Source organism: Marivirga sp., assembly GCF_024636815.1.
Lineage (GTDB): Bacteria > Bacteroidota > Bacteroidia > Cytophagales > Cyclobacteriaceae > Marivirga.
In genome coordinates, this window is the sequence record NZ_JAGXGF010000006.1 from 1 (window position 1) to 14,160 (window position 14,160).

The 14,160-nt window shown below is 35.9% G+C and carries 15 protein-coding genes; 6 read left to right on the forward strand and 9 right to left on the reverse strand.

Annotated elements, in window-relative coordinates:
• Positions 1 to 225 precede the first annotated feature (225 nt).
• The gene (locus Q0L29_RS00530) at positions 226 to 417 is read left to right on the forward strand and encodes a hypothetical protein (RefSeq protein ID WP_296618308.1); all 192 of its coding nucleotides are present in this window, start codon (positions 226 to 228) and stop codon (positions 415 to 417) included.
• A gap of 126 nt (positions 418 to 543) precedes the next feature.
• Here Q0L29_RS00530 and Q0L29_RS00535 read toward each other — a convergent pair whose 3' ends face one another.
• From Q0L29_RS00535 to Q0L29_RS00555, 5 genes are all read right to left on the reverse strand, one after another.
• Complete coding sequence (locus Q0L29_RS00535; protein WP_296618309.1) at positions 544 to 1,056, reverse strand: nuclear transport factor 2 family protein; 513 nt, start codon at positions 1,054 to 1,056, stop codon at positions 544 to 546.
• Positions 1,057 to 1,170: 114 nt separating this feature from the next.
• Entirely contained in the window at positions 1,171 to 2,481 is a 1,311-nt protein-coding gene (locus Q0L29_RS00540; RefSeq protein WP_296618310.1) for an APC family permease, read from the reverse strand.
• An 88-nt stretch (positions 2,482 to 2,569) separates the two neighbouring features.
• Entirely contained in the window at positions 2,570 to 3,472 is a 903-nt protein-coding gene (locus tag Q0L29_RS00545; RefSeq protein WP_296618311.1) for an amidohydrolase family protein, read from the reverse strand.
• Between the two features lie 35 nt (positions 3,473 to 3,507).
• Positions 3,508 to 4,425 (reverse strand): alpha/beta hydrolase, encoded by a 918-nt coding sequence (locus tag Q0L29_RS00550; RefSeq protein WP_296618312.1) that lies wholly within the window; start codon positions 4,423 to 4,425, stop codon positions 3,508 to 3,510.
• 117 nt (positions 4,426 to 4,542) lie between these two features.
• Positions 4,543 to 5,364 carry an AraC family transcriptional regulator gene (locus tag Q0L29_RS00555; protein WP_296618313.1) on the reverse strand — a complete coding sequence of 274 codons (822 nt, stop codon included), beginning with the start codon at positions 5,362 to 5,364 and terminating at the stop codon, positions 4,543 to 4,545.
• 428 nt (positions 5,365 to 5,792) lie between these two features.
• On the opposite strand from Q0L29_RS00555, the gene Q0L29_RS00560 reads away from it, so the two are divergent.
• Complete coding sequence (locus tag Q0L29_RS00560) at positions 5,793 to 6,143, forward strand: 4Fe-4S binding protein (RefSeq protein ID WP_296618314.1); 351 nt, start codon at positions 5,793 to 5,795, stop codon at positions 6,141 to 6,143.
• Between the two features lie 59 nt (positions 6,144 to 6,202).
• On the opposite strand, the gene Q0L29_RS00565 is transcribed toward Q0L29_RS00560, so the two are convergent.
• From Q0L29_RS00565 to sppA, 3 genes are all read right to left on the reverse strand, one after another.
• On the reverse strand, positions 6,203 to 7,864 hold the full coding sequence (locus Q0L29_RS00565; RefSeq protein ID WP_296618315.1) for an alpha-amylase family glycosyl hydrolase: 1,662 nt from the start codon (positions 7,862 to 7,864) through the stop codon (positions 6,203 to 6,205).
• A 284-nt stretch (positions 7,865 to 8,148) separates the two neighbouring features.
• Positions 8,149 to 9,156 (reverse strand): biotin synthase BioB, encoded by a 1,008-nt coding sequence (gene bioB, locus Q0L29_RS00570; protein WP_296618316.1) that lies wholly within the window; start codon positions 9,154 to 9,156, stop codon positions 8,149 to 8,151.
• Between the two features lie 62 nt (positions 9,157 to 9,218).
• Positions 9,219 to 10,970, reverse strand: coding sequence for a signal peptide peptidase SppA (sppA, locus tag Q0L29_RS00575; protein WP_296618317.1), 1,752 nt, complete (start codon positions 10,968 to 10,970; stop codon positions 9,219 to 9,221).
• Positions 10,971 to 11,104: 134 nt separating this feature from the next.
• On the opposite strand from sppA, the gene folK reads away from it, so the two are divergent.
• From folK to Q0L29_RS00595, 4 genes are all read left to right on the forward strand, one after another.
• Positions 11,105 to 11,593 carry a 2-amino-4-hydroxy-6-hydroxymethyldihydropteridine diphosphokinase gene (gene folK / locus Q0L29_RS00580; protein ID WP_296618318.1) on the forward strand — a complete coding sequence of 163 codons (489 nt, stop codon included), beginning with the start codon at positions 11,105 to 11,107 and terminating at the stop codon, positions 11,591 to 11,593.
• Positions 11,594 to 11,663: 70 nt separating this feature from the next.
• Positions 11,664 to 11,870: a hypothetical protein gene (locus tag Q0L29_RS00585; RefSeq protein WP_296618319.1), complete on the forward strand. Its 207-nt coding sequence runs from the start codon at positions 11,664 to 11,666 to the stop codon at positions 11,868 to 11,870.
• Between the two features lie 11 nt (positions 11,871 to 11,881).
• Positions 11,882 to 12,526 carry a hypothetical protein gene (locus Q0L29_RS00590; protein ID WP_296618320.1) on the forward strand — a complete coding sequence of 215 codons (645 nt, stop codon included), beginning with the start codon at positions 11,882 to 11,884 and terminating at the stop codon, positions 12,524 to 12,526.
• 157 nt (positions 12,527 to 12,683) lie between these two features.
• On the forward strand, positions 12,684 to 13,616 hold the full coding sequence (locus tag Q0L29_RS00595; protein WP_296618321.1) for a hypothetical protein: 933 nt from the start codon (positions 12,684 to 12,686) through the stop codon (positions 13,614 to 13,616).
• Positions 13,617 to 13,699: 83 nt separating this feature from the next.
• Here the strand turns inward: Q0L29_RS00595 and Q0L29_RS00600 are convergent.
• The coding region (locus Q0L29_RS00600) for a hypothetical protein (RefSeq protein ID WP_296618322.1) at positions 13,700 to 14,160 on the reverse strand (461 nt) is incomplete at its 5' end.

A 14,160-nucleotide genomic window follows, 5' to 3' on the forward strand; every position in this document is an offset into this window, starting at 1 on the left:
TAGGGCTTGCTGAAAAACGCATTTCCCCCTAAAAACTGACTTTTAACAATAATATATGTTAAAAACTATTACACTGTTGATAACAAGTGCATGGCTTTTTTTAGATTTCCCCACTTTTCCTTGCACTTCAAAAAATGCGAAATCGAATTTTTTGAGCTAGCCTCAGGTACGCCACCTACTGCCCGGTCGAAGATTGAGGTATAAGCACATCTTCACTTCGACCGATTGTATCTGACGCACCTGAGATTTCCAGCGAGCCCTAGTCTAGATGAATCTCGCATTACGTCATCTGAATGGGGAATTCTAAAAATAGAAGCAGAGGTTCCTGAAGAATCGAATACCATTAATTATGGTATTTATCTAAGAGATTTTGGTTCTGTTTGGTTGGACGGTATAGAGATTGAGATTATAGAATAAATGAGGCATACAGTCGAGTAGAAGTTCCTGAGTCATAAATCTACAAGTTGCCCCTAAGTCTCATGATAGTGCTAAAAATACCTAAGAAAACATGGGGTTGGGCAGTGATTTCAGTGTTTTATCAAGTTAATCTTCTAGCGTGACAAACAATTGTGATTGGATCAGCCAGGTCCCAGAGGCTTTGGTCCATTGAGCTGAATATTTTCCTCCGACAACAGCTTCTTTGGAGTTTTCATAATATCCTTTCCATTTTCCTGTTTCCCAAGCCAATAGAGTTGTAGGATTGACTAGTACTTCCTCTGGAGTACGAACCCAATACATTTTTGCACCTTTTCCGGATTGAATATATCTGGAAAGTGCTTCCTTACCTGCTATTAGTTTACCCGCGCCTGTGGTGATGAAGGCATCATGAGTTGAAAAAGTGGCATTCAACTCATCATCAAAATTCCGAAGTGCCTGATTGGAAGCCTCTCTTTGGGCAAGTATTTGAGCTTTTTCCAACTCTTGTCCCTGAGAAAAACTGGGTATTAAAATCGCCATCATCATCATTAGTATTTTGGCTATAGTGTTTTTGCGATAGGTGTCTACCTTTTTTTTAAAGTCGTGTGTTTGATGAATTTTTCGAAAGATTTTTATCATTGTTTTTTTATTTAATTAGTAAAATATGGTATCTTATTAATCTTCAAAACATATCTCATTGATTCATTTTTAAATGCCATGTAGCTATGATCAATGGGGTTAACAATTAGCTATCTAATCTGCTTTGTTTTTCCATTTCCTATAGATTTTCCCTAAGAAATAAATGGCTGTTATGACTCCTGCAAATAGGAGTGTTCCCTTGATCTCAAGTCCGGTCATATTTGATAGAAAATAAACAATGATACCAGCTGATAAAATTGGAACCGTATAACCAAAAGGGATTTTGAATCCATCTGCAGCAAGGGTCTTAATTTTCCGGAGTTGGATAACTGAAAGTGAAACCCCTAAATAGACGACTAATATGCTTGATGAGGCGATGGCAGCCAATTGCCTAAAGCCACCAAATGAGGCGAGTGTAAAACCAAGTCCGGCATATAGTAAAATAGCTAAATAGGGTGTTTTGAATTTACAATGGATGGAAGCCAGCCTGCTAAAAGGAATCACTCCATCACGGGATAATCTAAAAACTACCCGTGGCACATTCAGGATTGAGCCACTAAGCATTCCAAACATAGAAATTCCTGCCCCAATAAAGAGGAGATTGTAACCCACAGGACCAAATGCAATTTTGGCTACCTCCGCTAAGGGTGCTTCTTTGAAGCTAGTCAAATCATTACCTAAGACCCCCTGAGATACCAGTTGTATCAAAATATACAGCACCAAAACGAAGGAAATTCCAAAAAATATCGCTCTTGGAACTGTTCTTTGTGGATGCTTAATTTCTCCTCCAATATTTAATCCAGTCTCTGCACCTATAAAAGCAAAAAACAAAATCAAGGACGTCTCACCGAATTGTTTTACGGTAGGGCTAGCTCCCCAATTAAGGTTAGCCCATTGGACATCTTTCCAGCCAATACTGACCAGTAATAGTAAGGGAATCAACTTTGCTACTGTATTGATTTTGACTATTCCAATTCCCTGTTTGACGCCAACGACATTCAGTACAGCCAAACTTAAAAACAATAGAAATAAGGTAATTACTCTGACAGACGGATCTTTGAAAACTGGAAAAATCAAACCTAAAACTTCTATTAAAGCATTGGAAACGGCTGCATCAGCAAAAAGGGCTCCTGTCAACGAAAATATAGAAACCAAAAAACCAGGATAAGCCCCAAATGCAGTTTCCACATAAGCATAAGCTCCACCTGAATGGGTAACCTTACTTCCTGCTTCAGCAAAGCAGAGCATCACTAAGCCAATAAGGAATCCGCAAATGAGGTAAGTCATAACCGCGGAAGCCCCCATTATTCCTGCTATAATAGCTGGCAAAACAAAGATTCCGGCTCCAACAATGATGTTGAGAATATTGGCGGATAGTCCCCATACACCAACTTCTCTTTTTAATCCTTCCTTGCTGGTATTCATGTGTTTTTAACTATTTTTAATTCTTACCCATTAATAGTTGAAGTCTTTGCCTCATTAAGAACATGAAGTGAAATGCTAGCTTTTTCAATCATTCCAATTTTAAAAACCTCGCAGCATTATCGTAAAATATACCGGTCTTATCCTCTTCGGTCAGAAAGTCTAAGCTATTTAAAAAATCTATTGATTTTTCGATGGCGTAAGGCCATATCATCTGGTCTGAGCCAAACATGACTCTATCTAAATAGCCGGCATGTTTGATGTTTTTCAGAAACTCTGTGATGTATCGTTGCGTATTGGGCTCCACCCAAAGCATCACACCCAAATCCGTATAGAGTTGCGGATAATAAGCCATTAGTCTGATAGCATGCTCAGGCCAGTCTTCACCACCTGCATGCATCATGTAGATCCTGAGTTTCGGATAGTTTACCAGTACATCTTCAATGAGGTAGGGGTCACCTAATTTAAGTCTTGCTTTCGGAGCCCATGTATGCGTACCGAGTGGGTCACCTCCACCCGTATGCACCGCTACAGGAATATCATATCTTTCGCAAATCCTCAGATAGGGTTGCCATTCAGGATCACTTAATGTGGTTCCGCTGTAATAGGGTCCTAATTCCCCAAATATTTCAATATCCCCATCTTTCACCATCTGTTCAAACCTGACACTATCCATACCATAACTATCTGGAGCAAATTGTAAAATACCCTTTATCACTCGATTGGAATTGTCCTTTTGTGCCCAGTTGATTACACTCTCAGGGTTTCCGCTGACCATCGCTTTTACAATATTGAATTGCTCAAAAGCCTTAAAAGTCTCCTGCCGATGCTGCTCCGCAGTAGCTGAACCTTTCATCCCATAGTGGTCACTGGCTGGCTCCCGCTCACCAAAGTCGCTATCAGAATAGGAATGGACATGCATGTCGATAATTCTCGTTTGCGAAAATAAAAATTGTGGGAGTAGGACAAATAGAATAAGTAGGTGTATTTTCATATTTATTATGTTTAATAAAGACATTAATTCTTCTTTTATAAATCATTTAAAAAAGTAAATATTTCAGTATAAGCATCTTCTAATTCTTCCGCTGAGGGGCTGTGTTTCCCTTCGGGTATATATTTTAAGAAATCTTTATTTCCCCTGAATTTTTTTACAAATTTCTCAAATGTCTCTGGTGGAATTTGATCATCTTTCCCGCCATGCCATAAGAAAATAGGAGGATCTTTTTCGTCAAAATAGATAATAGGCTCGTAAACCGAAACCACTTCTTTCTTTTCGTAGCCATCAGAAGGAAATAGTGATTTACCTGCCTTGCTAAATAGTTCGTAATCATAATCGATGAATATTTTCTCTATAACATCTAAGTCATCTACCGGGCCGGAGAAGTTAATAATGCCTGTGATTGAAATGCCTTCCATTAGCTGGTCCGGAAATTCAGGATTGTTTTGAGCCAGACCAACATTACTGGCAATCTGTGCACCCGCAGAGAATCCAGTTACAATCACATTTTCCAAATTCAAATTGTATTTGCTGTTATTGGCTTTGAGAAAGTTTAATGCCTTTGTCAAGTCACTGGTTGCCATTGGAATACCTCTTTTTAATCGATAATTTAGGTTGACCACATGGAAGCCTTTTTTGAGGTATGGTTCAATATATCTTTCTTCTAGGCTTTTGTCGCTTCCGTAATAGGCTCCTCCATGAAGAAAAACAATGGTGTAGTTGAGCTTACCATAAGATTTCGCCTTTTCAGAAAGATAGATATCCATATTTTGCTCTGCATCTGATCCGTATGAAACATCTTTCATAGCCGTATAATTTTGTGCTTGTTGATCAGTTGACAAGTCTTCAATGTCAGAAAACTTTTTGGTGCAGGAAGAGTGAAGCAACAATAAGCTAGTAGTAAGAATTATAGGAATTATTTTTTTGATTAGTATTTCTGTAAGCTTCATCAGTTTCTATCATTTAATTAATCCGTCTTAAAATACGCTCATCTTAATGACATAGTCTTGTACAAATGCGACATTCTAACAATAAAAACGAGTGGCTTTGGTTGATAATTCGATTCTTCACCGATTCAATAAGTAATTAATAAAGTCCATGTCTAGCTTCACCAAGCTGTTTGGAGGAATTTTCAAGTATTCTTTTACGTAACGTGACATATGCGACTGATCATAATATCCGTTTTCGTTTGCCAATTGCATCCATGTAATTCCAGAGTTGGCATATAAAAAATTGATCAAACATTTAAAGCGGTAAATCTGTGCATATACTTTGGGAGAAAGCCCCACCATTCTTTTGAAATGACGCTCAAGTGTTTTCCTAGGGTAGGTAGCATATTGCTCGATATCGGCTATGCTAACTCTTCCATTCTTTTCATGAATGAAATCCAAAACTTTTTCAAATTTATCCTCTTGCTTTTCTGTTGGGATTCTATTTTTAAAGAAATTATCTAATATATCTATTTGCTTTTGATTATCGGATTGCTCAGTCAAATCATTCCAAAGGACATCGGCTTCTACATGCCCTAAAAACTCAGATAATGATTGGGAAGTATTAGTCAATTCAGATAGATCATTTCCGAAAAGGCGATGCATGCCTGTTGGTTTAAAAAAGACCAAAATAGCTTTTACCTCACCAACCAGCTCTCCATATATTGGTGCGCTAACCTGCCCAGTAGCAACTGCATTATCTGTAATAAAATCCCTATTATCAATTTTGGCATTCAAAATACCGGTACTGTTGGTTACCGTAATGATAAAGCCGCTCATTGCCAAAGGGGGTGAGAAAAAGGGTTCATTTACACCATCGGGAACTTGCTGAATGACATAGGAAGCAATAAATCCCTGTAATTCTGGTGCTGGAAGGAAACTAGTATTCTTTACGCTCATGACTATTATTAAATAATATATAATAATAGTGAAATTTTTTAATAAAACTATTCCATGATTTTATTATAATAAAATTATATATTCTTAACGGGATGTGTAAACCATGAATTGTTGTTTGTTAGATTAGATAAAAGCTTAAGTACTGATTGTCAGTATTTTTGAGATCAAAATGATGTATAGGTGTTGTAAAATTAAATTTAAGTGGGAAAAAACTAGATTTTAGCTAATACTTCTTTAAATCTTCTCTAAATGTAATTTAAGTAAATTGGATTCTTTTGAAGAAATTCAATATTGCAATATAGAACGTGTTTAAATTAGTGCACTACTTTATTAATTTTTCACAAATGTATTGCCCTATCAAACTTATTCTTTGTAATTTTGTTGTTATAGCAACTAAATTTGCAGAGAAGCTTAAATTTTTTTCAGTTATGGCAATAATGATTACAGATGAATGTATTAATTGTGGTGCTTGCGAGCCTGAGTGCCCTAATACAGCAATATATGAAGGTGGTGTGGAATGGAATTGGTCTGGAGGAACTTCACTTTCAGGCAAAGCTAAATTAATAGACGGCTCTGAGGTAGATGCAGAAGAAATGCAAGAACCTGTATCTGACGAGTTCTATTATATTGTCACTGGAAAATGTACGGAATGTACCGGTTTCCACGAAGAGCCTCAATGTGCAGCTGTTTGTCCTGTTGATTGCTGTGTGGATGATCCAGACCATGAAGAAACTGATGGTGAACTAATGGCGAAAAAAGAATGGATGCATAACGAATAAGATCCTTATGCTTTAAAATATTGAAACCCGCAAGAATCAAAACCTTGCGGGTTTTGTTTTTATATCGCTTCTAAAAGCAGTAATCTACTATCCTTTTCAAATGTTAATACACCATTTTTGACAGTCGAAGTTTCTCCAGTGTAGAAATTCTTCACTTCCTGGTTTTCTATAAATACATTTTTTACAGCTATTTCCTTAGCATTTTCTGCCATGACAACCATTACCTTATCCTTAAAGTCATTTTGATTTAATGTTCTGCTAAAGGAATAAGGGGCGTCCGAAATTTTTTGGTGATGGCCTGCTCCAATGGCTGGATGATTTTTTCTAAACTGACCCAATTTCTGCCAATGATTGTGGATTTCTTTTATACTATAGCCATCTCTTCTAGTATCTGATTCCAGTTCTTGCCAATTCATTAAAGAACGTAATTTGGCATCGCCTTCTGCATCGGCATTTAGCAGACGGGCAGTTTCATCACCATAGTAAATCTGTGCAGCCCCAGGAGTTAGCATTAAATAGGTAGCGGTATTGAATACATTGGTTCTGTTTGCATCATAAGGATTACCATCATCATGAGACGAAAGATAGTTTAATACAGACTTGTCCTTTAATTCCCCTCGATTTAAAAGACTATCATAAGTGGCAAATATCTCATCAGGATGTTTGTCTTTCAGTTCCCACTTTAAGGAGAAGTTGATCATACTGTGAAATCCTTCATCAAAGAAATTAACGGCCGTATCACCATCGTATGTATATTCGAGACCATCATAAATGGAGTAGTTGTAAATTTCTCCTACCATATAAAAGTCCAAATCATCTAATTTCTCTTCTGGATTTTCATTTTTCCAATCTTTCAGTGCCTTCAGAGCTTCTGCATATAATTCTCCCCAAATCCCAGCTTCTGTATGTTTTACGGTATCTACTCTGAATCCATCCACACCATATTCCCTAATGTAGTCTGTAATCCATTTGATTAAATAATATTTAGGCGCTCTAGGGAAGCCGGTTCTCTCAAAGAATTCATCCAATTCTGCTAATTCTTTTTCCAGTCTGCCTTCTTTCTCCCATTTATCTAATAAATGCTGTGGGAGCTCAACTTCCTCTTCAGATTCAGTTAAAATATCAGGTAGATTATCCACTAAAGTACATTTAACAGTACTCTCCCAATCTTGGTAAGTACAATTTGGTCCGATTCTTACCCAATCCTTCCAAATTGGATCTTGTTTTGTCACAGGACCAGTATGGTTCATCACTACATCCAATAAAATTCTGATGTCGTTTTCGTGTGCAGTTTTCACCAATTCTGCTAGATCTTCCATGGTTCCAAAATTAGGATCTAAAGCAGTCCAGTCTTTAGTCCAATACCCATGGAAACCATAAGTTTTGCCGGTTCCTTCATCTACTGATCCATGAATTTGCTCCACTAAAGGATTTACCCAAATAGCATTAACTCCTAAATTGGTGAAATAACCAGACTTTATTTTTTCGGTAATTCCTTTAATATCTCCACCCATAAAGCTTCTTAAAGTAGCTCCATCTTGCTCTCTCCCGAAGTTGAAATCATTTGTGGTATCAGCATTATTAAAACGATCAGCCAAAAGGAAATAAACCGTTGCATTCTCCCACATAAAAGGAGCTTTTTTGTTAGATGTGGTTTGTTCTTCTGGTGCTTTACAGCCAAAAATCAGAATAATAAAAAGGAGTAGGGGGGTGGTTTTCATAATTGTAAGTATGTTAAAAAATCAAAGGAATGAAGTTGCTAATAAAAATTGAATTTGGCAATTATTAAGATACTTTGATTATTTAAACTTATTACTGAAAAGCTAGAAAAGACCGTCATTCCTGCGGAACCTGTCCCGCACTGCAAGTCGGGAGGCAGGAATCTATCCATTTTAATCTCCGATTAAAATATCAATACATATATTCAGGACTTACCCAGCTCGTGCTCAAAACAAAAAAGGGCAGCGAATAGCCACCCTTTATTTATTAATTCTCTAATTACTAATTATAAATTAGCTCCCGGTATTTGCTGAAATTCAACAGCCGGCTCTCCGTTTTTGAATGATTTCCTTGGCTTTAAATTAAGCGTTTGGAATAATTCTGCATCTTCGTTTACTTCAGGATTTGGAGTCGTTAACAATTTGTCTCCTGCAAAAATAGAATTAGCTCCAGCCATAAAGCATAAAGCTTGCTCTTCCTGATTCATTCTAACTCTTCCGGCAGACAAACGAACCATCGCTTTAGGCATAGTGATTCTTGCCGTTGCAATCATTCTCACCATTTCCCAAACAGAAACTTTTGGCTGCTTCTCTAATGGTGTTCCTTCAACGGGCACCAATGCATTAACAGGCACAGATTCAGGATGTTCTTCCATAGTAGCCAAGGTATGCAACATGCCTACTCTGTCTTTATGTTGTTCGCCTAATCCGATAATACCACCTGAACAAACAGAGATTTTTGCTTTTCTCACATTACCTATGGTGTCTAATCTATCATCATAAGTTCTAGTGCTGATAATGTCATCATAATGTTCTTCAGAAGTATCCAGGTTATGATTATAGGCATAAAGTCCCGCATCTTTCAGTTTTTGAGCTTGAGATTCGGTTACCATACCCAAAGTACAGCAAACTTCCATATCTAGCTCATTGATGCCTTTCACCATATCCAGCACTCTATCGAAATCGCGATTATCTCTCACTTCTCTCCAGGCCGCACCCATGCAGAATCTTGTGCTACCATTTTCTTTGGCTATTCTTGCACTTTCCAGTACTTGCTCAGTTGGGAGTAATTTATGAACTTTTACATCAGTGTGGTATCGAGCAGCTTGAGGGCAATAAGCACAATCCTCAGGGCATCCGCCAGTTTTTACGCTCAATAAAGTACAAACCTGAACCTCAGAAGGGTCATTAAACTCTCTGTGGACGGTAGCCGCCTGATAGATAAGTTCTAATATGGGTTGATTATATATTTTTTCTATTTCTTCCTTTGTCCAGTCGTTCCTAATTTCTGTCATCTTAGTTTTTTGTTTTTGTCAGCAGTGCTGAATTATAACTATAATGTAAAAAAAGGGGCAAATTATTTGATTTCCAAATCAAATGGCATTCTTGTTTGCAATCCTTTGTTTTCCATTACATATTCTAACTCTTCTACATAATTAGCCATTTCACCATAAGTGTATTTTTTATGTAAAACTTTTGCAGAAGCCCCCATTTCATTTAATAATTGCTGAAAGAATGGTTTCTTTTCAGGGTAATATACTTTCATGTAATCACCTTCTTCTAGTCCTGCAGAATTTGCCGCAATATTAACTGCATCGTCAAAACCGCCAAGGACATCAACTAAGCCATTTTCTTTAGCTTCGATTCCAGACCAAACTCTACCTGATGCTACATTTAATAACTCATCTATTGGCATATTTCTTCCCTCAGCCGCTTTTGAAGTAAAATCTTCATAACCTCTTTCTATTGAATTTTGAATGATTCGCTTTTCTGCATCATTTAAACTTCTGGTAACGGTATATAAATCAGAAAATTCACCAGTGCTCACTCTGTCAAAAGTAATCCCTAATTTGGTATCCATAAATTTAGATAAGTCTGGTATGATTGCGAAAATTCCAATGGAACCAGTAATAGTATTGGGCTGAGCTACTATAGTATCGCAAGCCATCGCCATATAGTATCCACCAGAAGCAGCAACGCTAGACATAGAAGCAATTACGGGCTTCACTTTTGATGCTAATTTAACCTCTCTCCACATTACATCCGAAGCTAAGGCACTTCCTCCGGGACTATTTATTCGTAATACAATTGCTTTGATTTTATCATCTAACCTGGCTTTTCTGATTTCTTTGGCAAATACATCTGAGCCAATTGAGCCTTCTCCACCTTTTCCTGAAACTATATTTCCTTCTGCTATGATTACAGCTATTCTATTTGCATTATACTTATCAGCTACAAATGACTGGCTGTATTTTTTTACAGAAACCACAGGTATTTTCGCATCTTCTTCAAGACCTGCTATTTCTCTCATTCTGGTTAAAACTTCATCATAATAACCTAACTGAGTAACGAGCTTATAATTTAAAGCATCTTCAGTGGTTCTTACTTTTAGTTTGTCAGAAATGGCTCTTAATTCTGTTGCATCTATACCTCTGGAGCTAGCGATATTATTAATAAGCACACCATAAACAGAGTTTAATAGGACACTTATTTGTTCTTTACTTGGATCACTCATATCCTTTCTAAGGAATGGTTCAACCGCACTTTTAAAAGTACCCACTCTAAATATTTGAGGCTCAATATTTAATTTTTCAAATGTTCCTTTAAAAAAAGTAACTTCTGAAGAAAGTCCGCTCATTTCTAACATCCCTGCAGGATTTAAAACGATATTATCTGCAACAGAAGCCACATAGTAACCTGTCTCAGAGAAAGCTTCACTATAAGCCAGGATAGGTTTTCCGGATTCTTTAAAATCAATTAAAGCATTTCTGATTTCTTCAATTTGTGCAAAACCAGCAAGCACATAAGGAGCGTCTAAATAGATTCCTTTAATTTTATCATCTGTTTTTGCATGCTCTATTGACTCTAATATGTCTTTTAAGCTAATAGGCACAGGTTCGTTTGTAAGTGCCTGGCTAAATTCAGCAAAAGGATCATTAGAGGTCATCTCCACTATTGGTCGGTTGAGTTGAATTTCCAAAAAGGAATTATCTGATATTTTCACCTCACTATCTTGGGAAGCTATTCCGGCAAAAATGAGAAAGAAGCCTACAAAGAATATGATTAAGGCTAGTAAGCTGGCGAAGAAGATTTTAAAGAAACTTTTCATAATAATAATTAAGGATTGATAATCAATTAAATTTTAATGCAATATTAATTCGCTTAATATTGTAAATAACTTACAAATTAGCTATAAATTAATTTGATATAAAAGTATATTTCTATTGATGGCGAAACTTAATTATGGAAGGAATATTCTTGCTACTTGGTAGCAATTTAGGAGATAGGGAAAATATTTTGGCACAAGCCATTGTCGCTTTAGACAAAAATGGGATTAAGGTAGTAAAAAAATCCTCTATATATGAAACAGCGGCCTGGGGAAAAACTGATCAACAAGCATTTTTAAATCAGGTTCTGCAAATAGAAACTTTTTTAGATGCTCATGACCTGTTAAAATTAATATTAGAAATCGAACTACAGTTAGGTCGAGTGAGAAAAGTTAAGTGGGGAGAAAGAATAATAGATATTGATATTTTGTATTTTAATGATGTCGTTTATCAAGATTCAGATTTAGAAATCCCTCATCCAGGCATTCCTTACCGAAGATTTACTTTAATTCCCTTAGTTGAAATTTACCCCAATTTTATTCATCCAGCAAAACATATTTCACAAAAAGAGCTATTGGATAATTGTGAAGATAATTTGGAAGTTTCTTTGTTTGAAGGATATTAATTTTACATACAGTGTTTAAGAAATAAAATTATTCTTATATTCATGTGAAAACCAAAATATATTTAAAATTATGAGACACTATATTTTAATGCTGAGTTCAGCTTTGATTTTTTTACTTGCTTCTTGTGGAGGTTCTAATTCCGAGAATGAAGCACAAGAAGCTGAAATGAAGCAGGAAGAGCAAATTGCGGATGAAGTAGTAAAGTCATCTAAAAAGGCACAATCTGAGGCTGAGAATACCGAAGAAGGAGTGGATAAATTATTAGAAGACATTTAAACAAGACAATTATGGAAACTATTTTGAAAAAACCTATTATCTGCCTATTGGTCATTATTTTTATGGCAGGATTACAATTTGAAAGCCTTGCTCAAGGAAAACCTGAAAAAGCAAAGGAAAAAAAGGAAATGGCTAAAAGCAAAGCTTCAAGTGAAATAAGCAAGGAGATAGAAAAGGAATTGGAGAGTCAGGAAGTAATGGAAGAAGAGCATGAAAAGATGCATGAAACTGATGAACATATGGACGGAAAACCTTTGCAAAAGGGAAAAGATAAGTCAGGAAAAGGTGAAAAGCATGGTAAGTTGAAAGGAGACATGCATGGAAAAGAATTTGGCCATATTCGTTCTGAGGAAGCTAAACAAAAAATGATGGCTACTCATGAAAACATGCAGAAAGCAGAAGAAGCCATAAAACGATCTGAAGAAAAGATAGCTGAAGCAAAGGAAAGATTGCTTAAGGCCGAAGAGGAAGGAAATATGACTGAGGAGGAAATAGCCAGGAAGAAAGAAAAAATAAAGAAAGCGGAAGAAAAAGTAGCTGAGGCCAAAGAGCGATTGAAAATGCAGCATAATCAAGTGCATGATAAAATGATGGAAACAAAAAAAGTTAAAAAAGAAAAAATTGAAGAAGCGGAAGAAGTGGAAATAGAAGAATAATAATTAATAATTTTATAGAAAGGCTGTCTTGAAATTGATCGGGACAGCCTTTTTTTATATCAAATCCATAACTAAAGAATAAATTAATGTATCACTTGGTTTAAGTATACATATGTAGTAGTTTAGTTTTTTTAACCAAAACTTAAATTTTAGTAAAATGAGAAAACTAATACTAACGGTCAGCATTATCTTTCTGATCTTTCATTTTGGAGAAGCTCAGAAGTACAAAGTAAAAAGAAAAACAGGAGCTGTTTTAAAAGATAAAGAGGAAGTGGCAAGAGTTGAAGGTGAAGTATCTTACCTAAAAGATACGCATATGAAGATGTTTCAAAATGATCAAATGGTTTTATCCATAAAGGATAACTATTGGAAATCACCTTATAGAGAAATAGAGGGTTTTACCTATTATGAGCTTGAATTTCCTGAATTAGGTGAGAAAATCAACCTTAAAACAAATTTTAACTATATCAATGAGAAGCAAATTATTAGAGATGTGATGGCTGCAAATGGTCTTCATATTTATAAAGATGGCTTTAAGCAGAATGAGATTGATCAGTTGAAAGCTAGTGATGTGGTCCAATCTATTCATAAGGACACTACCGAGTGGAATGAATTATTAGCTTCCTGGAGAGAACATGCTGAAAATCATGATATTCAAGTAGAAATAGGAGGGAAGGACCAAATTATGTTTAAAAAAATTGAACCTAATTCAGGCAAATATAGATTACTTCCAAAAAACGCTACTCATATTATTTATTTGAAACCTGATAAATCAAATGACGATAAATACCCTATAATTGGTGCAATATCCTATCAAAACACGACCCGTGAGCAAAATTTCGGGAAAGCTATTCATGAGATTCAAATTTTTAAAAGAGTGAATTCTCCCTTTGATTATTTAGGGACTAAAAGTAGTTATCTCCCTTTAGCTTATTGTGATCTGACTTCAAGGGATGATAAAAAATATGTTTCTTATTTGAATGGTGAAATGAATAGATATCTTAGATTTTCTGACAATTTAGATGAGACCGAGTGGAAGAAAAGAGTTCAAATAATATTGGACGATTTAGTTGAAAAAGGAATGTTATAATTAGAATATCTTTAGATTTTAGAAACTCAGGTTAATAAGCTCAATAGTTCATAGAATTATTGAGCTTATTTTTTTTATGATAGTTAAAACTTCATATTTAATCCTATTCCCTGCTGGTCAAAAATTAAATTGAAGCTCAACTTATTTTTGGGGTTCACCATTAGTTGTCTGGAATTATAGAGTTCGATGGCTTCATCCGCTTTTCTGTTTGCCAATCTTTTGAATGGCACTGCAATGGCAATTAAGCTTGCTCCGGTTATTAAAGATGCAAGCGTGATTTTCGGACTAGGGTCAAAAATTGATGGCATAAAAGCACCTGCTCCTAATCCCGCTATAACCGATGAAGTGAATGCCCACCTTCTGGAAGATTTCATCCTGTCGTGTGCTACTTCATAAGGTTTCATTTTTTTTAATACTTGTCGTTCTGATACACCTTTCCCTAAAATGAAGTAATGATTTTGAACCAAATTGCCTTTTCGTTCTATTAAAGGAGTATCATTTTGAGCTAATCCAAAATGAGTAATTAGGAAAAAGTAACTTATAA

Excerpts from the sequence above, each read along its gene's own strand:
- Q0L29_RS00550 (WP_296618312.1), bottom strand. The coding sequence starts at position 4,425 with ATGAAGCTTACAGAAATACTAATCAAAAAAATAATTCCTATAATTCTT.
- Q0L29_RS00535 (WP_296618309.1), bottom strand. The coding sequence starts at position 1,056 with ATGATAAAAATCTTTCGAAAAATTCATCAAACACACGACTTTAAAAAA.
- Q0L29_RS00540 (WP_296618310.1), bottom strand. The coding sequence starts at position 2,481 with ATGAATACCAGCAAGGAAGGATTAAAAAGAGAAGTTGGTGTATGGGGA.
- Q0L29_RS00590 (WP_296618320.1), top strand. The coding sequence starts at position 11,882 with ATGGAAACTATTTTGAAAAAACCTATTATCTGCCTATTGGTCATTATT.
- sppA (WP_296618317.1), bottom strand. The coding sequence starts at position 10,970 with ATGAAAAGTTTCTTTAAAATCTTCTTCGCCAGCTTACTAGCCTTAATC.
- Q0L29_RS00560 (WP_296618314.1), top strand. The coding sequence starts at position 5,793 with ATGGCAATAATGATTACAGATGAATGTATTAATTGTGGTGCTTGCGAG.
- folK (WP_296618318.1), top strand. The coding sequence starts at position 11,105 with ATGGAAGGAATATTCTTGCTACTTGGTAGCAATTTAGGAGATAGGGAA.
- Q0L29_RS00595 (WP_296618321.1), top strand. The coding sequence starts at position 12,684 with ATGAGAAAACTAATACTAACGGTCAGCATTATCTTTCTGATCTTTCAT.
- Q0L29_RS00545 (WP_296618311.1), bottom strand. The coding sequence starts at position 3,472 with ATGAAAATACACCTACTTATTCTATTTGTCCTACTCCCACAATTTTTA.
- Q0L29_RS00585 (WP_296618319.1), top strand. The coding sequence starts at position 11,664 with ATGAGACACTATATTTTAATGCTGAGTTCAGCTTTGATTTTTTTACTT.
- bioB (WP_296618316.1), bottom strand. The coding sequence starts at position 9,156 with ATGACAGAAATTAGGAACGACTGGACAAAGGAAGAAATAGAAAAAATA.
- Q0L29_RS00565 (WP_296618315.1), bottom strand. The coding sequence starts at position 7,864 with ATGAAAACCACCCCCCTACTCCTTTTTATTATTCTGATTTTTGGCTGT.
- Q0L29_RS00555 (WP_296618313.1), bottom strand. The coding sequence starts at position 5,364 with ATGAGCGTAAAGAATACTAGTTTCCTTCCAGCACCAGAATTACAGGGA.